The organism is Sporosarcina sp. Y1011, from assembly GCF_057669885.1.
The window spans coordinates 1-24,769 of sequence record NZ_JBYHFP010000003.1 but is presented as its reverse complement, the minus strand read 5'-3'; the positions used below and the strand labels follow the sequence as shown (position 1 = coordinate 24,769).

Annotated in this window: 20 protein-coding genes and 1 pseudogene; 18 read left to right on the top strand and 3 right to left on the bottom strand. The window is 39.4% G+C overall.

Features of this window, described 5'->3' with window-relative positions; genetic code table 11:
• Nucleotides 1-4: 4 nt before the first annotated feature.
• The 13 genes and pseudogenes from AC25Y5_RS04365 to AC25Y5_RS04305 all read left to right on the top strand — a co-directional run bounded on the left by AC25Y5_RS04365 (nucleotide 5) and on the right by AC25Y5_RS04305 (nucleotide 11,554).
• The gene (locus tag AC25Y5_RS04365) at nucleotides 5-1,045 is read left to right on the top strand and encodes an NAD(P)/FAD-dependent oxidoreductase (RefSeq protein WP_488139279.1); all 1,041 of its coding nucleotides are present in this window, start codon (nucleotides 5-7) and stop codon (nucleotides 1,043-1,045) included.
• A gap of 94 nt (nucleotides 1,046-1,139) precedes the next feature.
• Nucleotides 1,140-1,388 (top strand): ferredoxin, encoded by a 249-nt coding sequence (locus tag AC25Y5_RS04360; RefSeq protein ID WP_482100554.1) that lies wholly within the window; start codon nucleotides 1,140-1,142, stop codon nucleotides 1,386-1,388.
• A 14-nt stretch (nucleotides 1,389-1,402) separates the two neighbouring features.
• A pseudogene (locus AC25Y5_RS04355) lies at nucleotides 1,403-1,540 on the top strand (aldehyde dehydrogenase family protein); the annotation flags it as partial.
• Between the two features lie 16 nt (nucleotides 1,541-1,556).
• A complete protein-coding gene (locus AC25Y5_RS04350) occupies nucleotides 1,557-2,345 on the top strand; it encodes a 2-keto-4-pentenoate hydratase (protein WP_488139278.1) in 789 nt (262 codons plus the stop codon).
• A gap of 20 nt (nucleotides 2,346-2,365) precedes the next feature.
• The gene (locus tag AC25Y5_RS04345; RefSeq protein WP_488139277.1) at nucleotides 2,366-3,247 is read left to right on the top strand and encodes an acetaldehyde dehydrogenase (acetylating); all 882 of its coding nucleotides are present in this window, start codon (nucleotides 2,366-2,368) and stop codon (nucleotides 3,245-3,247) included.
• Between the two features lie 20 nt (nucleotides 3,248-3,267).
• Nucleotides 3,268-4,293: a 4-hydroxy-2-oxovalerate aldolase gene (gene dmpG, locus AC25Y5_RS04340; protein ID WP_482104008.1), complete on the top strand. Its 1,026-nt coding sequence runs from the start codon at nucleotides 3,268-3,270 to the stop codon at nucleotides 4,291-4,293.
• Between the two features lie 12 nt (nucleotides 4,294-4,305).
• Nucleotides 4,306-5,094, top strand: a complete 789-nt coding sequence (locus tag AC25Y5_RS04335; protein WP_488139276.1) for a 2-keto-4-pentenoate hydratase — start codon at nucleotides 4,306-4,308, stop codon at nucleotides 5,092-5,094.
• Nucleotides 5,095-5,121: 27 nt separating this feature from the next.
• A complete protein-coding gene (locus AC25Y5_RS04330) occupies nucleotides 5,122-5,313 on the top strand; it encodes a 4-oxalocrotonate tautomerase (protein WP_488139275.1) in 192 nt (63 codons plus the stop codon).
• Nucleotides 5,314-5,384: 71 nt separating this feature from the next.
• Nucleotides 5,385-6,395: a VOC family protein gene (locus AC25Y5_RS04325; RefSeq protein ID WP_488139274.1), complete on the top strand. Its 1,011-nt coding sequence runs from the start codon at nucleotides 5,385-5,387 to the stop codon at nucleotides 6,393-6,395.
• Between the two features lie 113 nt (nucleotides 6,396-6,508).
• A complete protein-coding gene (locus tag AC25Y5_RS04320; RefSeq protein WP_482104012.1) occupies nucleotides 6,509-7,531 on the top strand; it encodes an amidohydrolase family protein in 1,023 nt (340 codons plus the stop codon).
• Between the two features lie 26 nt (nucleotides 7,532-7,557).
• Complete coding sequence (locus tag AC25Y5_RS04315) at nucleotides 7,558-8,943, top strand: MFS transporter (protein WP_488139553.1); 1,386 nt, start codon at nucleotides 7,558-7,560, stop codon at nucleotides 8,941-8,943.
• A gap of 184 nt (nucleotides 8,944-9,127) precedes the next feature.
• Nucleotides 9,128-10,468: an MFS transporter gene (locus AC25Y5_RS04310; protein WP_488139273.1), complete on the top strand. Its 1,341-nt coding sequence runs from the start codon at nucleotides 9,128-9,130 to the stop codon at nucleotides 10,466-10,468.
• A gap of 123 nt (nucleotides 10,469-10,591) precedes the next feature.
• Nucleotides 10,592-11,554, top strand: a complete 963-nt coding sequence (locus AC25Y5_RS04305) for a 3-hydroxyacyl-CoA dehydrogenase family protein (protein WP_488139272.1) — start codon at nucleotides 10,592-10,594, stop codon at nucleotides 11,552-11,554.
• A gap of 224 nt (nucleotides 11,555-11,778) precedes the next feature.
• Here the strand turns inward: AC25Y5_RS04305 and AC25Y5_RS04300 are convergent, their stop codons facing one another.
• Entirely contained in the window at nucleotides 11,779-12,696 is a 918-nt protein-coding gene (locus tag AC25Y5_RS04300; RefSeq protein WP_488139271.1) for a LysR substrate-binding domain-containing protein, read from the bottom strand.
• Nucleotides 12,697-12,874: 178 nt separating this feature from the next.
• Between AC25Y5_RS04300 and AC25Y5_RS04295 the strand changes: the two genes are divergently transcribed.
• The 4 genes from AC25Y5_RS04295 (at nucleotide 12,875) to AC25Y5_RS04280 (ending at nucleotide 20,325) form a co-directional block, all read left to right on the top strand.
• Nucleotides 12,875-14,212, top strand: a complete 1,338-nt coding sequence (locus AC25Y5_RS04295; protein ID WP_488139270.1) for an ArgE/DapE family deacylase — start codon at nucleotides 12,875-12,877, stop codon at nucleotides 14,210-14,212.
• A gap of 481 nt (nucleotides 14,213-14,693) precedes the next feature.
• Nucleotides 14,694-16,829: a hydantoinase/oxoprolinase family protein gene (locus AC25Y5_RS04290; RefSeq protein ID WP_488139269.1), complete on the top strand. Its 2,136-nt coding sequence runs from the start codon at nucleotides 14,694-14,696 to the stop codon at nucleotides 16,827-16,829.
• A 16-nt stretch (nucleotides 16,830-16,845) separates the two neighbouring features.
• Nucleotides 16,846-18,633 (top strand): hydantoinase B/oxoprolinase family protein, encoded by a 1,788-nt coding sequence (locus AC25Y5_RS04285; RefSeq protein ID WP_488139268.1) that lies wholly within the window; start codon nucleotides 16,846-16,848, stop codon nucleotides 18,631-18,633.
• A 189-nt stretch (nucleotides 18,634-18,822) separates the two neighbouring features.
• Nucleotides 18,823-20,325, top strand: coding sequence for an NCS1 family transporter (locus tag AC25Y5_RS04280; protein ID WP_488139267.1), 1,503 nt, complete (start codon nucleotides 18,823-18,825; stop codon nucleotides 20,323-20,325).
• Between the two features lie 119 nt (nucleotides 20,326-20,444).
• On the opposite strand, the gene AC25Y5_RS04275 is transcribed toward AC25Y5_RS04280, so the two are convergent.
• Entirely contained in the window at nucleotides 20,445-21,302 is an 858-nt protein-coding gene (locus tag AC25Y5_RS04275; RefSeq protein ID WP_488139266.1) for an ABC transporter permease, read from the bottom strand.
• Entirely contained in the window at nucleotides 21,286-22,326 is a 1,041-nt protein-coding gene (locus AC25Y5_RS04270; RefSeq protein WP_488139265.1) for an ABC transporter ATP-binding protein, read from the bottom strand. Before AC25Y5_RS04270 ends, AC25Y5_RS04275 begins: the two co-directional genes overlap by 17 nt.
• Before the next feature lie 396 nt (nucleotides 22,327-22,722).
• Here AC25Y5_RS04270 and AC25Y5_RS04265 point away from each other — a divergent pair.
• The coding region (locus AC25Y5_RS04265; RefSeq protein WP_488139552.1) for a transglycosylase domain-containing protein at nucleotides 22,723-24,769 on the top strand (2,047 nt) is incomplete at its 3' end.

Below are 24,769 nucleotides of genomic sequence, written 5' to 3'. Positions count from 1 at the left end.
GGATATGGATAAAAAGGATGAAGTATTTGATATAACGATTATCGGTGGAGGACCAGTTGGATTATTTACTGCCTTTTACGCGGGTATGCGTCAAGCATCTGTAAAAATCATTGAAAGCCTACCACAACTAGGAGGACAACTTTCAGCTCTGTATCCGGAAAAGGATATATACGATATTGCTGGATTCCCTAAAGTAGGGGCACAGGAGCTAGTTGATCGACTAACGGAGCAGATGAACCAATTTGAAACGACAACCTGTCTGGGACAAGCTGTGGAGACTGTTGAAAAAGGGCTAGATGATGTATTTAAAATAACGACATCTACAGACATTCATTACTCAAAAACAATCATTATTACTGCTGGAAACGGCGCATTTCAACCTAAGAAAATGAATATTGAAGGTGAAGATAAATTTGCTGATAAAAACCTTCATTATTTTGTTACAAATATAAATGAATTTGCCGGTAAAAAAGTGGTTCTGTTTGGTGGTGGGGATTCCGCGCTGGATTGGGCATTAATGCTTGAGCCAATCGCGGAAAAGGTCACACTTATTCATCGAAGGGATAAGTTCCGTGCACATGAGCATAGTGTTGAGTTGTTAAAACAATCAACAGTTGAAGTGTTAACTCCTTATATACCCATAGAATTAGTGGGAAATGAGGAAGTTGAAAAAGTAATCATCAAAGAAGCAAAGGGCGATGGAATAATTGAAATTGAAGCAGATGCAGTGCTTGTCAATTATGGATTTGTTTCTTCTCTTGGTCCAATTGGAAATTGGGGACTGGAAATCGAGAAGAACTCTATCGTTGTAAATTCCAATATGGAAACGAATATTCCCGGTATTTACGCAACTGGAGATATTTGCACATATAAAGGAAAAGTGAAGTTGATTGCGACTGGATTTGGTGAATCGCCTATAGCTGTAAGCAATGCAAAAGTGTTTATAGATCCTACAGTGAGATTTCAAGCTCCGCACAGTACAACCATAATGGATGATAAAGAACAATCGAAAAGAGAAAAAGTAGGCGCAACTTCATCACTATAAGCTGTCGTTATGAAATCTACTAAATTGCATGATTCCGAGAGAGGTAGTATGGCAAATAGTGCGTAAACCAAAAACTAGATGAGGAGATGTCAAAATGGTCAAATACACGACGGTTGATCAGGATACATGTATCGCCTGCGGTGCATGTGGTGCAGCAGCACCAGATTTATTTGATTATAATGATGAAGGAATTTCCTTTGCTATCCTAGATGACAACATAGGAAATACACCTGTATCGGAAGATTTGGTAGAAGACTTAGAAGACGCTTATGAAAGTTGTCCATCGAATTCAATATTAATGGCGGATGAACCTTTTAATTGTGAAAAGGTTGTGGCTAGTTAACAAAAGCGTCGATTATTTGGGTAAATTCATGGTTCCTTCGTGACTTGAGAACACCTTTTGGTGGGATGAAGCATAGCGGAATAGGAAGAACTGGTGGCTCACATAGCCTTGAATTCTTCTCGGAACTATCAAACGTCACAATTAAGTTATAAAAGGGAGTGTAGAGGGATGACTACTGAAGTTGCAACGAAACGTAAACAGTTTGCTGATCAATTAGTAGAAGCAGAAGAGACGCTAATTGGCATATCACCACTCACTTCAGTTGAGCCGAAGCTTACTATTGAAGAAGCTTACGCTATCCAACTAGAAAATGTTGAGAGAAAAGTAGCACATGGTCAAAAGATTGTAGGAAAGAAAATTGGACTAACGTCAAAAGCAATGCAATCGCTACTTGGAGTCGATGAACCAGATTATGGACATCTGCTCGATAGTATGGTCGTTGAAAATGGAAGTGCTGTCCCGAAACAAAGAGTCCTTCAAGCGAAAGTGGAAGGTGAAATCGCATTCGTTTTGAAGAAAGACTTAAGAGGGCCAAATGTGACGACGCTTGATGTCTTACAAGCTACGGATTACATATTGCCTGCGATTGAAATCGTAGATAGTAGAATTTCAGACTGGAAGATTAAGTTGCCGGATACAGTTGCCGATAATGCTTCATCCGCCTTCTATGTCCTTGGCGGGAAACCGACAAAGCTAGAAGATGTCGATCTTGAATTGATCGGAATGGTACTAACGAAAAATGGTGAAATCGTCAATACGGGTGTAGGCGCAGCCGCACTCGGAAATCCTGCGAAATGTGTTGCGTGGCTAGCCAATCGATTGGCGGATTTCGACATCCCTCTTCTTGCAGGAGAAGTAATTCTTTCAGGCGCACTTTCAGCAGCGGTAGAAGCGAAAGAAGGAGACGCATTCACAGTTAAGTTTGCCCATTTGGGAGAAGTTAGTGTTCATTTTTAATAGAAGGAAAGGAGAATATCATGAGTAGAGTAAAAGTGGCCGTATTAGGCTCAGGAAATATCGGAACTGATTTAATGATGAAATTGAGTAGATCTACAGTTCTAGAATTAACAACGGTAATTGGTATTGATCCTCAATCGGACGGTTTGAAAAGAGCCAAGGAATTGGGCTATGTCACGATTGATAATGGAATAGATGGATTTATGGAGAGACCTGAGCTTGCAGATATCGTCTTTGATGCAACTTCAGCAAAAGCACATATCCGCAATGCAAAACTATTAGGCGAAGCCGGTATAAAAGTAATTGATTTGACACCTGCTGCAATTGGTCCAATCGTTGTTCCACCGGTCAATTTACTAGATCATTTGGATGCTGAAAATATCAACTTAATCACATGTGGCGGTCAGGCTACGATTCCGATTGTCAACGCAATTCACCAAGTACAGCCTGTCGATTATGCAGAAATTGTAGCGACGATTTCTAGTAAAAGCGCAGGTCCAGGTACGAGAGCAAATATTGATGAGTTTACGCAAACAACTTCCCGCGGCATTGAAGAAGTTGGCGGTGCCAAAAAAGGGAAAGCCATTATTATCTTAAATCCTGCAGAACCACCTATTCTAATGCGAGATACAGTTCATGTATTGGTGGAAGGTGACGCTAAACGGGAAGAAATTACCGCTTCTATTCGGGCAATGGAAACAAAAGTTCAAGCGTATGTGCCGGGTTATAGAATCAGACAAGAGCCTATTTTTGATGGGTCATCTGTCACAGTCTTCATTGAAGTAGAAGGAGCTGGCGATTACTTGCCTATCTACTCTGGAAACCTCGATATTATGACGGCAGCATCGGTGGAAGTGGCTGAAGCATGGGCTAAACATAGAGTAGCAAACGCAATCGTGTGAAAAAGGAGATGAAAGAAACAATGGCAGAAACGCGGGATGTATTGATTACAGAAGTAGCGTTAAGGGATGGCAGTCATGCCGTCCGTCACCAATTTACGGTGGAACAAGTAACGAATGTCGCGAAAGCTTTGGATGGGGCGAATGTGCCGTATATCGAAGTTTCGCACGGGGATGGCCTTGGTGGATCTTCACTGCAATTTGGTTTGTCTTTGACAGATGAAATGGAACTGATCGAGGCAGCAGCCTCCGTTGTTGAGCAAGCTAAAATTGCAGTGCTCCTCATACCAGGAATTGGTACAATGCCTCAGTTGAAAGAGGCGGCGGGACTTGGTGCAAAAATGGCACGAATCGCAACGCATGTAACAGAAGCCGATGTATCGCATCAGCATATTGCGTTAGCGAAAGAGCTCGGAATGGAAGCAGTCGGATTTCTAATGATGTCCCATATGGCTCCACCCGAAAAAATCGTGGAACAAGCGAAATTAATGGAGAGCTATGGGGCGGATTCAATCTACGTTGTTGACTCGGCGGGTGCACTCTTACCGCATCAAGTAGGAGAAAGAATTCGCGCGTTGAAAGCCAATTTGTCTGTAGATATCGGATTCCATGCCCATAATAATATGTCACTCGCGTTGGCTAATACACTTGTCGCAATTGAAGAAGGTGCGACGCGAATCGATGGCAGTATTCGTTGTCTTGGAGCAGGAGCAGGCAATACGCAAACAGAAGTCGCAGTAGCTGTTCTCGAAAAGATGAACATTAAAACAGGAATTGATGTATTCAAGATGATGGATATCGCAGAAGAATTGATTGCACCAATGTTAGAAAAACCACAAGAAATTACGAGAGATAGTCTTGTACTTGGTTATGCGGGTGTCTATTCAAGCTTCTTGTTGCATGCACAAAAGGCGGCACAAAAGTTCGGTATTGATTCTCGGTCAATTTTAGTGGAATTGGGCAAGTTACAAGTGGTTGGCGGCCAAGAAGACATGATCATGGATGTGGCAGCCGAGCTAGCGAAGAAAAAAATCGCAATTGGTGTATAAGGGGGCTATTTAATGGAAGCGACAAAAGTGAAAGAAATTGCTAGTTATTTGGTTGCTGGTGAAGTAGAAAAGCGTGAAATTGAAAAAGTGACAGCACGATTGAGGCCCGAATTAACGGTTGAAGAAGGGTATCTCGTTCAACAAGAGCTTGTTTCAATGAAATTGGCTGAAGGCCGTAAGATTGTTGGCCCTAAAATGGGATTGACGAGCAAAGCAAAAATGGACCAAATGAATGTCAATGAACCAATTTATGGATACGTTTTCGATTATATGTTGATCGACAACGGAGGGGAAGTATCCCTTAGCGATTTGATCCATCCAAAAGTGGAAGCGGAAATCGCATTTGTAATTGGGGAAGACATTGTAGGACCAGGTGTGACAGGAGCTCAAGTGTTGGCGAAGACCGAATTGGTTGTTCCAGCGCTTGAAATCATCGATAGCCGTTATGAAAATTTCAATTTCACATTGCCTGATGTAGTGGCAGACAATGCTTCCACTTCAAGAGTCGTGTTTGGTACTACATTGAAAAGTCCAGACCAATTCGAACTGGATCTAGTCGGCGCTACATTAACGATTAATGGTGAATTGAAAGAGTCTGGAGCTGGAGCGGCTGTTCTCGGTCATCCTGCGAATGCGATTGCAATGCTCGCCAATATGCTTGCTAAAAAAGGTGACAAAGTTCGAAAGGGCGACGTCATTCTATCAGGTGCAATCACAGGTGCAGTGTTACTTGAAAAAGGCGATGTAGTGAGCGGCAAATTTGATGGTCTTGGCGAAGTATCATTTACTGTAACCGAATAAATTCTAAAGCAAGAGAGGTGATCAAGTATGCCGTTAATCCAGGTAAGTATTATAGAAGGTAGACCTAAAGAGAAAGTTTCTGAATTGATTGTAAATATTACGCAAACGGTTTCTGAAACATTGGATGCACCAGTAGAAAATATTAGAGTACTCGTTACAGAGATACCTAAAACGCATTGGGGTAAATCCGGAAAACCAATTTCGGAACAAACGAAATAAAATATAGTCTTACTAAATTGAGCGTATTCTTTTATTAAAAAAATAAAACTTTGGATAGGGGAAATTAAATTATGAGTATATCAGCTGATAAAATTGTTGAGGAACAATCACTATTGAAAGAATTAGAACAGTACACAAGAAGTATTGCACATCTTGGGCACGTAGAAATTGGCGTGACTGATTTAGAAAAATCATTGTGGTTTTTCACAGAAGTAATGGGTCTTTATGTTTCTGATACTGAAGACGACAGAGTCTATCTAAGAGCTTGGCAAGATTTCGATCATCATACACTTATCCTTAAACAGTCAGATACATCTGGCGTTAAACAAGTCGGCTGGCGCGTAAGTTCGGAAAAAGCTTTGAAAGCATTTGAAAGACAATTCAAGGATATGGGCATAGACCACAAATGGATTGAAGCTGGAGAGAAAAAAGCACAGGGAGATTCGATTCAATTTAGATCTCCTGCAGGTTTACCAGTTGAATTGTATTGGGAGAAAGAAAAGTATGACCGGACGAGTAATCCAGAGATTGCTTCGAAACTACCAAGTCATCCTAGTAAATACACAGGTAAAGGGGTATCACCACGCCGCTTTGACCATGTCAACTTTATGGTGAATAATGTGGAAGAAGAGCAGAAATGGTGGAGTGAATTACTAGGCATTCACCACCGTTATTATGTTCAAAATCAGGAGGATGTTCGTATCGGTTCATGGTTGAGCCGTACAAATGTTGCACACGAAATTGCTTTAATGCGTAATGCAAATCAGGATGGCGCACTTTTCCATCACTTGGCTTACTATTTGGATTCACCAGACGAGCTTATCAGAGCAGCGAACTTAATGGCTGAAAATGATATTAAAATCGAATGGGGCCCAGGTAAACATGGTACAAGTGGTGCACAGTTCATCTATGTCATCGAACCTTCTGGAAACCGTGTAGAAATTTGGACAGGTGGCTTCTTGATCTTCGCACCAGATTGGGAACCAATCGAATGGAATCCAGAAGTTGGACTATTGGGTCTTGATCTATGGGGTAGCGTTGCTCCAGAAAGTTACTTCAAGTACGGAACAAAATTACTGTAATTCAATCAGCTTGAGTTGTAGAAAAAAATAGGGTTTTGCGAGTGAGGTAGATGGAGTTATTTGTCTACCTCACTCCATTTTTATAAAGATTTAATGAAAAGGGGATGTTTTTGTTGTCTAAAAAGAATTTACGTATTGATTTTCATACACACATCATACCGGAATTTTTCCCGGATATGGCAGCTAAGTACGGAGATGATCGTTGGCCGACGATGAATCGAACATGCGATTGTGGTGCTGAGATTATGATTAAAGGTAAATCCTTCCGGAAAATAACGGACCAGGCGTGGGATGTGGAAAAACGCCTTGCGGATATGGACAAAGAAGGCATCGATATTCAAGTCTTATCTCCGATACCTGTCACATTTGCTTATTGGTCGGACCCTGAAGCTGGTTTAGAACTTTCGAAGGTACAAAATGACTTTATCGCTTCAGTGGTCAATGAGACACCTGATCGGTTTATCGGTTTGGGTACAGTCCCTTTGCAGGACATAGATATTGCGATTGCAGAAATGGATAGAGCGGTAAATCAATTAGGGTTAAAAGGGATTCAAATTGGCTCCAATGTCAATGATCTAAATCTGGATGACAGCTCCATGGAGAAATTTTTTGAAGCTGCGGAGAAATGGAATGTTCCACTTTTCGTTCACCCATGGAAGACATTAGGCGGAGAGAGAATGCCGAGACATAACTTTATGTATAGTATTGGAATGCCTTCTGAAACGGCACTTGCAGCAGGTAGTTTAATTATGAGTGGCATGATGGACAAGTTCCCTGACTTGAAAATATGTTTTGCGCATGGCGGCGGTTCTTTACCGTATTTATTGCCTAGAATGGACAAAGCTTGGGAAGTTTGGCCGGAAATCAGAAATACTGTGCATCCACCGAGTCATTATGCAAAGAAATTATATTATGATTCTCTCGTTTACGACCCTAGGAATCTTCAATACATGATTGAACGATTTGGTCCGGAACAAATCATTGCTGGATCAGATTACCCGTTCTTACTACGTGAAGCGCCATCAGGTAGAGTTGTTGACGAATTGACATCATTGTCAGAGGAAGATGCTCAACTAATTCTAGGGCAAAATGCGCTTAAATTTTTAGGTTTGCATGAAATGGCTGTTTCTAAATAAATTCCAATGCTTTATTAGGCACCTGAATAACATTAGCGTTCATAGAGGAGGAAAAAATTCTGCGTTCAATCGATGTTAGCCGTACCGTAGATAATTCAAAATTTAACCGTTTTCACGCCCTTATTGTGTTTTGGTGTGCTTTTATCATTGTCTGTGACGGATTTGATTTAGTGGTTTATGGTGCTGTTGTATCTGTATTAATGGATGAATGGTCGTTAACATCCGTTCAAGCAGGTACCATAGGAAGCTATGCTCTAATTGGTATGATGTTTGGAGCATTTATTTTTGCACCACTGGCTGATAAAATTGGACGTAAAAAGATTATAATTTTCTGTATGCTTCTCTTCACCTCTTTCACGGGTCTAATTGCATTTGCCAATAGCCCTACGGAATTTGGAATCTATCGTTTTGTTTCAGGTTTAGGATTAGGAGGGGTGTTCCCGGTTACAGTAGCATTAATGACCGAGTACGCACCTAGAAAAATGAAAAATACGTTGGTTACGCTAATGTTATGCGGCTATGGAGTAGGTGGGATTTTAGCATCAGGACTAGGAATCTTCCTTATTCCCAATTTTGGTTGGCAATCAATGTTTTTAGTCGGTGCTTTGCCTATACTTGCCATACCTTTGATATACAAGTATCTACCTGAGTCACTTGGGTTTCTTGTGGCCAAAAATAAAAAGACAGAGGTCGGCCAGTTATTATCCAAACTCGATCCTTCTTATACGCCTCGGGATGATGACAAGTATGAAATGGTGATTCCTTCTAGAACAGGTATTCCTGTAAAAAAATTATTTGAAAATGGACGGACTTCGAGTACTTTATTATTTTGGACAAACTTTTTTTTATGCTTATTAATCACTTATGGATTAAGTACCTGGCTACCAAAGTTAATGTCCCAAGCAGGGTATGCTTTAGGGTCAAGTTTAATGTTTCTCTTAGTGTTAAATGTAGGTGGTATTTTAGGGTCGCTTATTGGCGGTTGGCTGGCAGACCGTTGGGATACTAAAAAAGTGTTGATCATCTATTTCAGCTTGAATGTAGTTTCTTTAACTTTAATGGGAACTCAGCCCAATGCATTTGTGCTATATGTTCTTGTAGCAATCGCAGGTGCTACAACGATCGGAACACAAATTATCCTATATTCTTACGCTTCACAATATTATCCAATTGAAATTCGATCAACAGGTATAGGATGGGCATCTGGTGTAGGTAGATTAGGTGGAATCGTTGGCCCAATGTTCGGAGGGATTCTATTGGCTGCTAATTTGCCGCTACAACAAAACTTTTTGGTATTGACTATTCCGGGAATTATTGCCGCTATTGCTATTTCCTTAGTACGTGAAAAGAAGAATTCGATACAATCGACACAAATATCTCCTGAAATATATAAGCCAGCCAAAAATCTGTAAATAGAGTAAAGTAAAGCGAAATGTCAGGCGTGGTAATACTTAGTGTACGCCGAAAAGTCCACTTTACGTGGACTTTTTTTAGAATTCCCTATCTATTGAAACAAGGAATATTGTTTTAGTAGATAACGGAGGAGCTAGAAAGCTACCTGGGTGAAAAACAAACTGTAGTGAAGGGAGCTAAATTATGCAAGTTACAAATGCTGAAGAAGTCATTGAAAAGGCAAAATTTAATAAGTTTCACGGCATGCTGCTCTTTTGGGGTGCGGTGATCATGGTGTTTGACGGTTATGATTTGACAGTCTATGGGGCTGTCGTGCCAATCATAATGGATGAGTGGAATATATCAGCAGTTGAGACAGGCATGATTGGTAGTTATGCTTTAATTGGGATGATGTTAGGGGCATTAATTTTCGGAACAATGGCAGACAGATTTGGTAGGAAAAAAGTAATTTTAATCTGTACTTTTATTTTCAGTCTCTTTATGCTATTTGCGGGACTCGCTCCTAGTCCCGAGATATTTGGACTTTGCAGATTTATAACAGGTTTAGGATTAGGTGGGGTTATGCCGAATGTCATCGCTCTCGTAAGTGATTATTCTCCAAAAGGAACGCGGAGTCGTATGATTGCTACCATAATGGCTGGTTTTTCAATCGGAGGAGTTATTGCTGCCACGCTTAGTATGGTGATTATCCCGTACTTCGGATGGCAATCTGTATTTTTCTTTGGTGCTATGCCATTATTGCTTCTCCCGTTTTTAGCACGTTCGCTACCTGACACGGTAGGATCACATATGAAAAAGAAAGAATACAAACAGGTGAAAGAATTACTCATTAAAGTCAATCCATTGTACAGTCCAAAGAAACGTGAACGCTTTGTTATGAACGGTAGTGAAATGTCTGGTTCACCAGTCAAATCATTATTCACTGAACGCAGGGCATCTTCGACGGTCATGTTCTGGATAGCTTATTTCATGTCACTTCTCATGATATACGGATTAAATACGTGGTTGCCAAAATTAATGAATGAAGCAGGATTTCCACTTGGATCTAGTTTAAGTTTTCTGCTTGCATTGAATGTCGGAGCAACAGTTGGAGCCATTATGATGGGCTGGTTAGCTGATCTTTGGGGCGTTAAAAAAGCGCTTATTATGTTCTATATTGTTGCAGCGATTACGATTATGAGTTTAGGATTTACAAGTAATATGCTCCTTTTATACGTATTGGTCGCTATTGCAGGAGCGACAACGATCGGTTCTCAAAACCTTGCCAATTCCTATGTTTCTCAGTACTATCCTTCTTCCATTCGTTCTACGGGCTTAGGTTGGGCTTTAGGAATTGGACGTATCGGGGGAATCGTAGGTCCTCTGCTTGGAGGTTTTTTACTGGCTTCAACTTTATCTCTACAATTCAATTTTATGGTCTTTGCATTACCGGGCGTTATTGCAGCATTGGCCGTTTTCTTGATAGATAGAAAACCTAAAAAGGTGCCTGTTCTTGACGTGCAGGCAAGTTCGATTACGGAATAACCTATAGCTACTTAATTAAGACGAGCAGGTTTGAGACTCCAAACCTGCTTTACTAATAAAGGTAGATGAACGGGCGTTACGATGTAATGAATAAAAAAAATACAGAGGAAATGGGGTATTCAAATGAAAAACATAACGGTACTAGGAGCAGGAATTATGGGGCATGGTGCTGCTCAATTATTTGCACTAGCAGGCATGCATGTACATATACAAGCTCGACGCGAGACATCCCTGGAAAAAGCACGAGAACTCATGACAAACAGTTTGGAAATTATGGTCGAAAAAGACATGCTGACCAATAATGAAATGGAACAGGCATTAGCCCGTGTCACCTATACAACAGATGTGCTTGAAGCAATTAAGGAAGCTGACTTCATTCTTGAATCCATTCCGGAGGTTCTCGAAAACAAGCTAGATATTTATGAAATTATTGAGAGCGTTGTCTCTGATAAAACGATTATTTCGTCTAATACTTCTACTTTTCCATTGAAAGATTTAACGCAAAGAGCAAAGCATCCGGAAAGATTTATCATTACGCACTTCTTTAACCCGCCACAACTTGTACCAATTGTGGAAATCGTCAAATTCGAGAAGACTGATGAAAACATTATAAACACAACTTACGATTTAATGAAGGAAATCGGAAAATCTCCAGTCGTGCTAAAAAAAGAGATTCCAGGTTTTATCGTCAACCGTGTTCAAGTAGCTATGCTTCGCGAGGCGTTCCACTTAATGGAAATGGGTGTCGCTACAGCTGAAGATATCGACATCGCCATGAAAGGAAGCATGGGCTTTAAATGGGCTTTCTGTGGTCCAATGGAGAGTCAAGATTTAGCTGGTCTCCAAACAACAAAGGCAATGGTTGGAAATATTATGGAAGACTTATCGAATACAAGAGAAGTGCCTTCCTTCTTAACAGAAATGGTAGAAAATAATCAACATGGCATTCGAACAAATAAAGGTTTTTACAACTATGATGATCATGGTGAAAAAGCCATTCATACACGAGACGATCATTTCTTAGACCTTCTAAAGTTACAGAATAGTAAAGAGAACAAGAATAAAACTGTTTCAGCTTCAAAATGATAAGTGTGGCGATGGATTTTTGCATTGCACTAGCTCTTTGACCAATTGAGTAACTTTCGAAACGTTCTAGTAGGTTAAATTTTGGCACAAAAGTATGGTATATGGGTTTTAATTAGTAACCCCTATACCATATTTTTTCTGAAAAAATGTGTTGCTTATATAGGAACTTATCATTTTCATAATAGATAACTCACCTACAATGAATAACAAAAAACATTTTAAAGTTATACTTTCTGACCATTTCCACTAGCTAAATCGGGAATAATTGATTCTCTTAGAAATGAAATAAAGGAATGCATAACTGGAGAAATTTCCGTTTTACTCCAAGCTACGCCAGTATTGTATGTCGGAAAATCATGCTTTACTGGAATATAGACAATATCATCGTTTTTTACAAATTGAATGGATGAAGGCAAGATGGCAATCCCCATCCCCGAAGCGACGAGGGAGACAACAGTATGCAATTCTTCTGCTTCTTGCGTTTTCTTTGGACTAAAGCCCGCAGTCTGACAAAGATTTATAATAGAATCATAATAACCTTCACCTGAATTTCTAGGAGTCATAATGAATTGTTCATTACTAAGGTTAGCTAAATTGATTTCTCCTTTTTGCTGAGCTAAATGGTGTGTTTTCGGTAATACCACAATAAATGGCTCTTCATGCAATAGTTCGATGTTTACTGATTTGCTAGTTACTGGCATGACGACTAAACCAACATGAATCGTTTTATTTTGAAAAGATAATAGTTGTTCTGCTGTTGTCATTTGTTTTAAAATGACATCTATATTCGGATATTTTTCTTTATACCCTCTAAGAATTTTTGGGAGTAGTTCAAAGGCAATTGCTCCTGTAAAGGCTAATATTAATTGCCCAGATTCACCTCGATCTACTCTTTTTGCTTCTTCACAAGCTTGAACGGTAAGATTCGTAATTTTATAGGCATTCATAAGAAAAGACTTCCCGGCTGTGGTTAAATCTACACGCTGTCTCGTTCTTGAAAAAAGCAATACACCTAATTCAGTTTCAAGTTGTTTAATTTGTTGACTTAAGGGGGGCTGTGAAATTTGAAGGCGGTTAGCCGCTCTTCCGAAATGAAGTTCTTCTGCTACAGCAATAAAATATCTCAAATGACGTAATTCCATAAGTATATATTCCCCCTTGATATTTTTAAAGTATTAAAGTCTACTAAAATGAGTATTAGACATTTGCATTCTTCTATTATAAGCTAATTGTATCAAAGATTCAGAATTAAATGTATATTCGGGTGGAACATATACATGATTTCTGTTTTTGAAATTAAAGTAGTGGAGGAATGTTCAAATGACAACAGCGATATCTAGCGATGTAAAAGAAAGAGTTAGTACTTATTTAAAAGAAAATCGGGAAAAGCTAGTGTCCGATCTCCAGACATTAATTCAAATCCCAAGTGAATCAGGATATGAAGGTCCTGTTCAGGAACATATTCGCAAGATAATGGTTGGCCTTGGCCTTGATGTTGATACGTTCGAAGCAGATGATTCGGTTCGAAATCACCCGGAATACACAGAGTCAGAAGTTGAGCGGAAGGTTGGCTTTAAAGGTCGACCAAATGTGGTTGGAAAATGGGCTGGTTCGGGTGGTAAAGGGAAATCGTTATTAATGTTTACTCACGTAGACACTGTTCCTGTAGGAGATCCTGTTCATTGGAGTTATCCGCCACTTGAGGGGGTAATTGATAAGGGCATCATGTATGGACGAGGAACCGCTGACAACAAAGGTGGTTTTGGATCTATCCTTGCGGCATTAGAAATTATTCATAACTTAGGTTTAAAACCCAATGCAGACATTACGGCAATATCTGTTGTAGATGAGGAAGTCGGAGGCGCTGCAGGTGCCGTTGCAATGACTCAACGATTGCAAGAGGAAGGATTTAAGGCAGATGCTTGTATTTATCCACACCCACTGACTCCGGGCTTAGCACCTCAGATTGCCTGTGCTGGAGGACTTATTTTTAAAGTCAAAGTCAAAGGGCTTGCTGCACATAATTTGAATGGACAAATTGGTGTAAATGCGATTGGTAAGGCTATCAAAATATATGAAGCGTTAATAGAGTTAGATGAGGAACGGGCTAAAACGATTAAATACGCACCTTTTGAAAGATATTTTGAAGCTTCCAATATGCCAGTTCGTTCAACTAACTTAACGCCAGCAATTATAAGTGCTGGTGATTGGGCATATAAAGTTCCAGCCGAATGTGAACTAACGGGAACAATTGGTTATCCACCAAATGAGGAACTAGAAGATGTAAAAGCGCAAATTGTAGCAGCGATTAATAAAGTTGCAGCTAATGATGAATGGCTAACTGAACATCCACCTGTAATTAGTTGGGAATGGCAAACAAGTGCAGCAGAAATTAGTCCAGATCATCCTCTTGTAACATTGTCTAAGTCAAATATTGACAAAGTTACTGGGAAAGACACTGAGATTCTAGGAATGCCTACATTTAGTGATATTCGCTTATCTATTCTACACTTGGATATTCCGACAATCATTTACGGTCCAACTGGCGGTAATTTACATGGTGCTGATGAATGGTTAAACCTGGAAGAGTGGCTTCAATGTGTTGAAATTAACGTCCTAAACATCCTTGAATGGTGTGGATTTGAAGAAGTTGGTTAAGAACCGTCAATGATGTAATCTCGCAAAAAGTCTAAGATTCAAGAAAGATAGTTCAATAATTTGTGTCCTTGTGTTATTGAAGTGCATTCTTCTGGTCTGTGAAAGGTTGAGAAATTATTCTCATAAATTCGGATTTGAAGAAGGCACTTTTCTTTTTTTATAATTGCGTAAATTTTGTAACTACTAGAAGTGAAAAAAATAAACGTGCAGGAATTGGTGTCGTAAAATCGAATATCATTAATGAAGGATCAAATATACGCGAATGGGAAAGAAGGTATGCCAACTAAACGTAAGAAGCAGAGTCAGGTACTTGAAACCGACTCAACCCAAACTTGTTTTTATGGATAGGACTAGCTTCGTAGATTTCTACCTTTTATTCTGCAATTGAATTAAAGAAGAATTTTTGTTCGTACTTTTCATGGCTTGAAAAAAATAATGGAATAATTCAATTTTGATTCTACTCAAAAAAGGGGTGCACATAATGGCTAAGGCTAAACTTGCAGTTGATGTTGGGGGCACATTTACCGATCTAATAATAATAAGTGAAGAAACAAATACATTCACTGTCCATAAGGTACCAAGTACAATTGAAGATCAATCGATTGGGGTAGTTAAAGGCATTAAAGAAATATGTGAAAATGCAGATATACCACTTTCCGATGTAGATTATATTCTGCATGGAACGACAGTTGCTACAAATATTACAATTGAACGAGACGGAGCGACTGTAGGCATGTTAACCACAAGAAACTACAGGGATATTTTACACATTGCACGTCACAAAAAGGTTGAAAATTTTTCGATTCAACAAGATTTACCATGGCAATCAGAACCATTGGTAAAGCGTCGCAATAGGCTTCCAATTACAGAGAAATTATCTGCTCCAAATGGCGAAATTACGACAGCTTTAAATGAAGAAGATGTGCGTTTGGCTGTTCAACAACTAAAAGAGTCAGATGTTGACGTTGTAATTGTTTGTTTCATGTTCTCGTTCATTAATGACGTTCATGAACGAAGAGCAAAAGAAATTGTAAATGAATTATGGCCAGAAGTGCAGTGCTTTACATCTAGTGAAGTAGTCCCGCAAATTAGAGAATATGAACGGTTTAGTACGACAGCCATGAATGCTTATGTAGCGCCTAAGGTAAGTCGTTATGTAGACCATTTGGTAAATTCACTAGAAAGTATTGGTAGCAAGGGGAAATTACACATTATGCAATCATCTGGAGGAATGGCATCCGTTGAGATGGCAACTGCAACACCTGTCACTTTACTGAAATCAGGACCAGCTGGAGGTGTCTTAGCCGCAGTCAGATGGGGAGAATTAGATAATATCGATAACTTGATTAGTGTAGATATTGGTGGGACTTCTGCTGACATATCAGTCATTCCAAATAGAGTAGCTAAGCTTGTCAACTCTCTTGATGCTACTGTTAATAGTTCACCAGTGCTCACTCCAATGGTTGATGTAGAAACAATAGGTGCTGGCGGTGGGTCAATCGCATACGTTGACGCTGGCGGCGCTTTCAGAGTAGGGCCAAAAAGCGCGGGTGCAAATCCAGGTCCAGCTTGTTACAACCAAGGCGGTCAAGATCCCTGTGTAACTGACGCTAACATTGTGTTAGGTAGACTTGATAAAGAACAATTTCTCGGTGGGGAACTCGATATAGATCCACAGCTTAGTTTCGAGGCGATGGAAAGACTTGCCAAACAGCTGAATATGAGCACAGAAGAAGCTGCTCTAGGCGTACTTAAGATTATCAATAGCCATATGGCATTATCAATCCGTGCAAGCTCTGTTAAAAAAGGGACAGACCCTAGAGAGTATTCTTTGTTTGCTGCTGGCGGGGCAGGTCCATTACATGCCGTTGAGTTGGCTGACACGGTCGATTCCAAATCAGTTGTTGTTCCAACTTATCCGGGAGTCGCCGCAGCGATAGGTCTGTTGGTAGGAAACCTTAAATATGATTTCATAAAATCACGTGTAGCGAGTTCAGAGGACATTACTGAAGAGCTCATTGCTAAAATCAATGTAGATTTTAATGGACTAGTGAATCAAGCTAAAACGCAATTAAAAAAGGATGGCATTGAATCAGAGTTTATTGGTATTGAAAAAATTGCAGAATGTCGTTATGTTGGTCAGGGAATAGAATTACGCGTTCCGCTACCAGAAGGTGAACTGACAGAAGATTCAATGAAAGAAATTCATAAGAACTTCCATATGGTACATGAACAAGAATATGGACATCATTTCCCAGATACGCATGTACAGATTATAACTTTACGTGTCATTGGAACTGGTAATATACCACCTATGGAATTGCCTAAATTGGAAAAAGGAAATAGGGATAACCCTGAAGAGGCCATCGCATACGTACGTGATACTGTTTTTGAAATAGATGGGGAAATAAAGCGCATACCAACACCACGATTCAAACGAGACAAGTTACTAGCCTTTGACTTAGTAAGCGGACCAGCAGTTGTCGTGCAACGCGATTCTACAACATTAATTCCACCAAACTGGGAAGCTACTGTTTCAATTTACGGTACACTTTTAGTAGCAGCTAAAAATATAACAGTAGAAAAAGAACATCAGCTAGAAAAAATTGGTATATAAAGGGGAGAGTAATGACATGACGTTGATAAATGAAACCAGGGGAAAAATGGATCCTGTAACACTGCAAATTATTGGCGGTGCACTTCATACAATTGCGAAAGAAATGGCCCATGTAATTGAACGGATGGCATACTCCTCGCTTATTCGTGAATCAGAAGATTTAGGAGCGGGTGTATTTAATAAGTTTGGCCATACAATCGCTGAAGCTGATTCAACACCAATGCAACTAGGATGTTTACCGGGGTATATCAAAGGATTTCAAAGTGTCTTGGGAGATAATATAAATCCTGGCGATATTATTTGGAATAACGATCCATATGCTGGTGCTTCACACTCACCGGATATCGCCCTTTGTCAACCGATATTTTATGATGGCGAGATAGTTGGATATGCAGGAACTTCAGCACATCATCTGGATATCGGCGGGGCACAACCTGGATTAATGGTTGACGTTCCTGATATATATGCTGAGGGATTGATCATGAATGGCATTAAGTACTATGAAAAAGGAGTGCGAAATGAGACAGTAGCCGAGATTGTGCGTCAAAATGTGCGGACACCTCGAGAGGTACTAGGTGATTTAGAAGCTCAAGTAGCTGGTTGCCGTCTCGGTGTTAAACGTTTCGTTGAATTGATGGATAAATACGGAAAAGATACAGTGCTACAGGCCTCAGAAGAGCTTATGGACTATTCAGAGCGTGTGATGAGGCAACAGATTGCAAAGGTTCCAGATGGGACATATGAAGCAGAATCATGGTTAGATGACGACGGTCGTAATTTGGACAAACGACTAAGAGTACATGTACAAATAAATATCGAAGGGGACGAATTAGAAGTGGATGTATCCGGCTCGGCGGATCAGACACCTACGGCATTCAATGCGTCGTATTCAGGTGCCCTTTGTGTAAGCGTTTACAGTGTGTTGCGTTCCATATTTTTAGACACTGCTGTACATGAAGAATTCATCCCACCCAATCATGGAACTTTCCGTCCGATTACAGTAACAGCTCGAGAAGGTTGTATATTTAATCCGATTAAACCAGCTGCTACATTTAGTCGAGCGAATCAGGTAAATACAGTTGCGGACTTGATCATCAAAGCGTTAGCACCAGTACTGCCGGAACAAACATGTGCAGGCAGCTCAGCCAATATCCAATTTGCTTCCTATGCAGGCCTAGATAAGAATAGCGACTACTGGGTATATATTGAAGTTAACGAAGGTTCCTATGGCGGTCGTCCAGGACAAGATGGAATGGATGCAATGGATTTCAGCTCATGGAACACCCGTAACAACCCGATAGAGGATCTCGACATGCATGTACCAATGGTTTGTGATAGATATGAATTGCGTGAAGATACGGGCGGTGCGGGTCGCTGGCGTGGAGGTCTTGGAATTGTCCGTAAAAATCGTATGTTAACTGATGGATTTATGACAATGGAGGGGGATAAACATACTGTACGTCCATGGGGATTCAAAGGAGGATTGCCGGGCACTAGCGCAAGCCTCATTAAGAATCCAGATACAAATCCAGAACATCTTAGTTCCAAATTAAACGGCTATACGCTTAAAGCAGGAGAGTCGATTATGGTTTCGGTCCCATCCTCTGGCGGCTATGGTGATCCTCTAGACAGGCCAGCAGAACAAGTATATGAAGATGTATTGGATGATTATGTCTCGGCAGAAACGGCTCTAAGGGATTACGGGGTCATCATTAATAATAGAAAACTCGATGTAGAAGGCTCAATAGAAATTAGAAAAAAACTGCGAGCACAAAGAGGTAAAGTAGAGTTATATACTCACTAAATTTTCATGTTGATAAAGATGCTTCAAAGGAAGGGTGATTGCTAAAAAATCATCCATTCTTTGAAGCATTATAAATTAAGGGGATTTTCAAAAGAAAGTTGATCTGAACTAGACATCTAGAATGCAAAATACCTAAAACCGCCATTTAGCTTCTATAAAAGTATCCAATACCAGGAGGGCTAACGATTAATGAGCAAAAATAACGAAAGTAACCATTTAATAGAAGAGTCCATCCTTCCTATAACAAATAATAGGCGTACAGTTGGTATGTTAGGCTACTTTTTCATTTGGGTCGGTATCGTTGTTATGATTGTTGCTTACCAATTTGGCGGGGATGCTGTTAATTCACATTCAATCATCATTAGTATGCTAACTATTTTACTTGCCTATTTTACGATTGGTATTGTCATGTTATTGTCAGCGGATATTGGAACAGAACATGGCCTTTCTTTTGCAGTCTTTCTTCGCGCACCATTTGGAATATATGGTACCCATTTTCCGGGGGTATCTCGAGGAATTGTTGCAGCAGCATGGTTTGGAATTCAAACGTACCTAGGAGCCCTTGCTCTAAATGGTATCTTTCAATATCTGACAGGATATGATAATTGGATCATTTGGTATGTTTTATTTGCTGCAGTACAAGTAATTAATACGATGTTAGGTATTAAGGCTGTAGAAAAGTTTGCTAGTTTGGCTGCACCCATATTAATTGGTATATCGGTTTGGATGTATTTTTATTTGGATGGTCTAGCTCAAATGGGTGGCCACAATATTTGGACATTTGTGGGTGAGGGGAATACTTCCTTACTTTTAATCTTCATGGCCAATCTATCTCTTTGGGCAGCATTAGCAGTCGATGTTCCCAATATCTCACGTTTTATCAAAGTTAATTCAGGAAACAAAAAATTCTTTAAACGGAATAAAAACATTTTCGCTGCTCAGATTATTGCATTACCTATCCTTTCAACGTTTATGGCGTTTATTGGAGCAGTTGCCTTTATTGCGACTGGTAATTGGAATCCAATTACGATTATTCAAGAAAACCAAAGCGGTTTAATTCTAATCGCATTATTAGGATTAGTTATAATTGCTCAATGGTCTACAAATAATGCTGCAAACTTAATTCCGGCTACCCTTGCATTTGTAAATGCGCTTGCACCTAAAATAAGTTATAAAATGGGTGTCGTTTTAGCGGGGATTGTTGGCACTGCTACTATGCCATGGTTGATATTGGAACATTTATACGTATTTCTCGGTTTCTATGGCGGAGCGCTATCGGCAATAGGGGGGATTATGATATGTGATTACTTCTTAATCCGGCGTAGAAGAGTCAATATACCAGATTTATATAAAAAAGATGGGCAGTTTCGCTATATGAAAGGGTATAATCCTGCTGGTCTAATTGCATGGGTAGTAGCGAGTGCTATCGCAATTAAATTTTTGTCAATAGCATATCTTGTCGGGCTTCCGCTAGGTTTCGTTATCTATTACGTGTTAATGAAATTATGGATTATACCAAAATATCCTCAAGCCGAGATTGAATCAAACTACGATGACAAATATTTGTCAACGAGTGTAAATCAGGATTGGGTATATACTCCGGATGGATTTGTATGTGAAAAGTATGGTAATCCACTTGATGAAACAGACGAATCATTATCACCCAGCCCAGACACCGTACGTCTAAGCTGAATTTACCTACTAACCAAACTGTTTAGTTGGTCTATAATCGTGAAAATAATTACTCAGTATCCCCTGACGATTCAGTCAGGGGCTATCGTTATTTCCAAGCACTTATTGAATGTGATGGATTAACTTCTCTCTTTTCTATTCATAACGATAAGTGAAAGGATGAAAAAGACAATCGTTGTACCTATTAAATAGAGTACGCTTATCAATTTCGTTATTGTTTGGCCATTCATTTCATAAACGACGCCCATATTGGATAAGAAATCTTCCTTTAATCCAGGAGGTGCATTTGCAAAAGCCTCGACCAATGAATTTTCCATTAAAAGTTGTCTAAACAGCGAGGCAGAATGGGAAACAGGGAATAATTTTACGATTGTTTGAAGGTAGTCGGGTAACGTGCCGATTGGAATATAGATGCCTGCCAAAAAACCGAGCAGCGTGCCAATGACTGTGCTTGCGGCGGCAAAAGCATTTGTTGTTTTGAAAAATGAGACAACAAACAGAACCATTGAGCCACTTGAGACAACTGCTAATAGTATGACACCAACCAATAAGACTGTCTTGTCAAAAGCCAACAGTCCCTCGCCAGATAGTAAAAGAAAGACGTTTGCAACGATTAATGTAAATATACACATGATAAACCCAATAAATAATGCACTTAATATATAGCCGCCAACTAATTTAGCACGAGAAATAGGGGAGGCATAAAAATCCATAAACCTTTTATGTGTCCGATCCTCTACTAGAATACCGAATGACCCTAAAGTAGTCGTCATCGAAGTAATCGCGAGAATTCCTGCAATGAACCAGGAGGCGAGTAATAATTTTTTTGAAGGGAAGTCAGGAAGTCCTTTTGACGTTAAATCTCCTAGAAAAAGAACATACAAAGCGATGAGTATAATAACTGAAAGAAATGAAAAGAAGATTGTTGTTTTGTCACGGAAGTATAATAAAATATTCCTTTTAGTGAATGCCATCATCGCTGTTCACGTCCTTTCCGTTAATTGCGATGAACACGTCATCTAGGCTTGATTTTCGGACTTCGAAAGAAGAGATATAATCTGCATGTTTCACTAGTATTGGAACTGCCGATTTTGTTTCTTGTAGCGGAACATAGAATAGTGATTTATCTACTTTATATTCAATTTCAGCTTCGGATAATAAGCTCCTCATCGCTCTCTCATCGACTGCTGTGATGACTAAGAGATCAGATGCATAGTCGTTTTTTAGTTGTTCAGGTGTTCCTTTTGCAATGATTTCTCCCGCTTTCATCACAACCACATAATCAGAATTGGCCGCTTCCTCGATATAATGCGTCGTTAGAAAAACAGTCATTTTTGTTTCTTTTTGAAGTTGTAAAATCGTGTTCCAAATATTTTTTCGGCTCCCGGCATCGAGGCCGGTTGTCGGTTCATCTAATATTAAAATCGAGGGCGTATGTATGAGTGCCCGAGCAATATCAGTTCTTCTTTTTTCACCGCCCGATAGTTTTCCGTAAGGACGTTTAATAAATGAATGTAAATCTGTAATAGCCGTTACTCGTTGAATTGCCTTATTCTTTTCCTCCTTCGACATTCCATAAAAAGATGCTCGAACTTGTAAATTTTCTTCGACTGTTAACAAAGGATCCAATATGCTGTCTTGGAAGACGACGCCAATTTCCTGCCGAATTTTATCGTCTTGTTTTCCTAAGGTGTATCCTTTTACTTTCACCTCGCCTGTATCTTGTTTCAATAGCGTTAATAAAATGGATATGGTCGTTGATTTACCTGCGCCATTTGCACCTAAAAATGAAAACAAAGCACCTTCTTCAACGTGAAAGTTGATATCCTTCACAGCTTCCAATTTCCCAAATGATTTTGACAGCCCACTCACTTCGATGATTTTATTCATGAAATCCCTCCGTTTTCGGTTTTGAATAATTGTATTAATACGATGTGCACTCGCTGGGTCGCCAATGAATCCGATTCCGATTAGGAATAAGTGGATTGTCAAATAAATCAATAGCAATAACTTCTATTAATTATTCAAACTCATACGGCTGTATACCTATTTAGAGAAATATAGTTCTCTTTTTGTATATATTAACAAGTGTAACAGAATTTTCTGTCCCTACACTCATTGCAATCTGAAGATTAATATTGTTCTGTCTTTTTTGGGTCAACATGGAATACATTATCTAAAAGCCAATTGTAAGGTTGGATCGTATTTATTGTTTTCAAGCACACGCATGGACAAGGGCATCTGTAAGCAGCACCGAATGCGACATTGACACTATTGATATTGTATTGGCTTTAGTTTAGTGTTGGATACCAGGTATGCATTGTCAAGAAGTCTGTGTAATTTATGGCTTCATGATTTTTTTGCAACAATATAGAAGGTGGTATTGGTTTGAGTAGAATGGAACGTAGGAAAAAACAGACACGATTAAGCGGCATGAAAGAATGGTTTAAATCAAAAAAACTCATTAGTAGACTATTAGTAGTCTCTATAGGCGTTATCTTGTTTGGTCTATTGGTACTTACTATTTTAATATCGTTTAGCGATGTAAGTAAATTGGATATTGTTGAACCAAGACCTACATTTATTTATGATATAAATGGCGAGGTAGCAAGTAAAGTTTCTAACTCCAAAATTGAAGGAGTTAGTCTGGACCAAATTCCAAAAGAACTCATTGAAGCTTTTGTCGCTACAGAAGACCAACATTTTTATAAGCATAACGGTATTAATTACTTTGGCATTACCAAAGCATTCATGCAAAATCTAGTTTCAGGTAAAGTCGTTTCTGGTGGTAGTACAATTACGCAACAACTTTCGAAAAATGTATTTCTAACAGCGGAACGCACTTATACACGTAAATTCAAAGAACTTATATTTACTAAGAAAATTGAGAGAAAGTACTCAAAAGATGAAATCATGGAACGCTATCTAAATCGAATTTATTTTGGCGAAGGCGCATGGGGAATTCAGCGAGCGTCGCAAGTCTATTTTGGTAAAGATGTTAGTGAACTAACATTAAACGAATCAGCTACACTAGCGGGCATAGTCAAAGCCCCATCTAACTTATCGCCTTATAAAAGCATGGAAAAAGCGGTTGATCGAAGAAATATCGTGCTGTCATTAATGAAGAGCGAAGGATACATCAGTCAAAAGGATTTTGAAAAAAACCTAGATCAACCCATTGTATTAACGGATAAAGAGACGGTAGATTATAAAGGGAATTATCCATATTATGTTGATTATCTAATCCAGGAAGCAGTAGATAAGTACAAGTTAACTGAGAATGAAGTGCTGTCTGGGGGGCTTCACATTTATACGGAACTGAATCCTATTATTCAGGACGCTACGGAAGAAGTATTTCAGAATGAAAACAATTTTCCAGATAGCAAGCCTGATCAACTGATTCAAAGTGGATCCGTATTTATTAATCCTAAAACAGGTGGGATTAGCGCGTTAGTTGGAGGAAGAGGAGAATATACTTACAAACGATTTAATAATGCGACAAATTTAATAAGGCAACCCGGATCAGCATTAAAACCACTCGCTGTTTACACATCTGCATTGGAGCAGGGTTATGACTTTGGGGATATGCTGGTTGATGAACCAATCAATATAGACGGCTATCAACCGCAAAATATTGATAAACAATACCGTGGACAAGTCACAATGTATGATGCACTTATTAATTCTTATAATATACCCGCAGTTTGGCTATTAAATGAAATGGGCGTTGAAGAGGGTTTTAGTGCAGTTGAACGGTTTGGTATTCCTTTAGAAAAAGAAGATCATAATCTCGGACTAGCACTAGGGGGCCTACACCGTGGAACGTCACCCTTGTTAATGGCCCAGGCTTTTTCCGCATTTCCTAACGATGGAATAATGATGCAAGCTCATGCCATTTCAGAAATAAAGGATGCTGAAGGAAAAATAGTTGGAAGTTGGAGTGGGAAATCTGACCGAGTTACAGAACCGGAAGTTGCTCAAAAGATGACGTATATGCTAAAAGATGTTGTGGAAAACGGAACAGCTAAAAATGCACAGATAACCGGAATAGACGTAGCTGGAAAAACCGGTACGACACAACTACCTTTCCCGGGTGTAGCTGGTTCAAAGGATCACTGGTTTGTTGGATATACGCCAGACATCGTTGGTGCAATTTGGTTAGGGTATGATAAAACTGATCAAGACCATTACTTGACAGCAACTAGTGGTGTCACAGTCACAACTATCTTCCAACAAATAGTGAATAAATCCATGAGTGAATTGCCTAACAAGGACTTTAATTTACCATTGGTTGAAAAGAAGAAAAAGAAACCAAGTAAAAAGATAGATAACGGGCAGAAGAAGGATAAAGAAAACAAAAAGGATAAAGAGGACAAAGGAAATAAGGAGAAAAATATAGAAAAAGACAAAGACAAAGACAAAGACAAAGACAAAGACAAAGACA

Coding starts and splice junctions, on each gene's coding strand:
- AC25Y5_RS04365 (WP_488139279.1), top strand. CDS start 5: ATGGATAAAAAGGATGAAGTATTTGATATAACGATTATCGGTGGAGGA.
- AC25Y5_RS04360 (WP_482100554.1), top strand. CDS start 1,140: ATGGTCAAATACACGACGGTTGATCAGGATACATGTATCGCCTGCGGT.
- AC25Y5_RS04350 (WP_488139278.1), top strand. CDS start 1,557: ATGACTACTGAAGTTGCAACGAAACGTAAACAGTTTGCTGATCAATTA.
- AC25Y5_RS04345 (WP_488139277.1), top strand. CDS start 2,366: ATGAGTAGAGTAAAAGTGGCCGTATTAGGCTCAGGAAATATCGGAACT.
- dmpG (WP_482104008.1), top strand. CDS start 3,268: ATGGCAGAAACGCGGGATGTATTGATTACAGAAGTAGCGTTAAGGGAT.
- AC25Y5_RS04335 (WP_488139276.1), top strand. CDS start 4,306: ATGGAAGCGACAAAAGTGAAAGAAATTGCTAGTTATTTGGTTGCTGGT.
- AC25Y5_RS04330 (WP_488139275.1), top strand. CDS start 5,122: ATGCCGTTAATCCAGGTAAGTATTATAGAAGGTAGACCTAAAGAGAAA.
- AC25Y5_RS04325 (WP_488139274.1), top strand. CDS start 5,385: ATGAGTATATCAGCTGATAAAATTGTTGAGGAACAATCACTATTGAAA.
- AC25Y5_RS04310 (WP_488139273.1), top strand. CDS start 9,128: ATGCAAGTTACAAATGCTGAAGAAGTCATTGAAAAGGCAAAATTTAAT.
- AC25Y5_RS04305 (WP_488139272.1), top strand. CDS start 10,592: ATGAAAAACATAACGGTACTAGGAGCAGGAATTATGGGGCATGGTGCT.
- AC25Y5_RS04300 (WP_488139271.1), bottom strand. CDS start 12,696: ATGGAATTACGTCATTTGAGATATTTTATTGCTGTAGCAGAAGAACTT.
- AC25Y5_RS04295 (WP_488139270.1), top strand. CDS start 12,875: ATGACAACAGCGATATCTAGCGATGTAAAAGAAAGAGTTAGTACTTAT.
- AC25Y5_RS04290 (WP_488139269.1), top strand. CDS start 14,694: ATGGCTAAGGCTAAACTTGCAGTTGATGTTGGGGGCACATTTACCGAT.
- AC25Y5_RS04285 (WP_488139268.1), top strand. CDS start 16,846: ATGACGTTGATAAATGAAACCAGGGGAAAAATGGATCCTGTAACACTG.
- AC25Y5_RS04280 (WP_488139267.1), top strand. CDS start 18,823: ATGAGCAAAAATAACGAAAGTAACCATTTAATAGAAGAGTCCATCCTT.
- AC25Y5_RS04275 (WP_488139266.1), bottom strand. CDS start 21,302: ATGATGGCATTCACTAAAAGGAATATTTTATTATACTTCCGTGACAAA.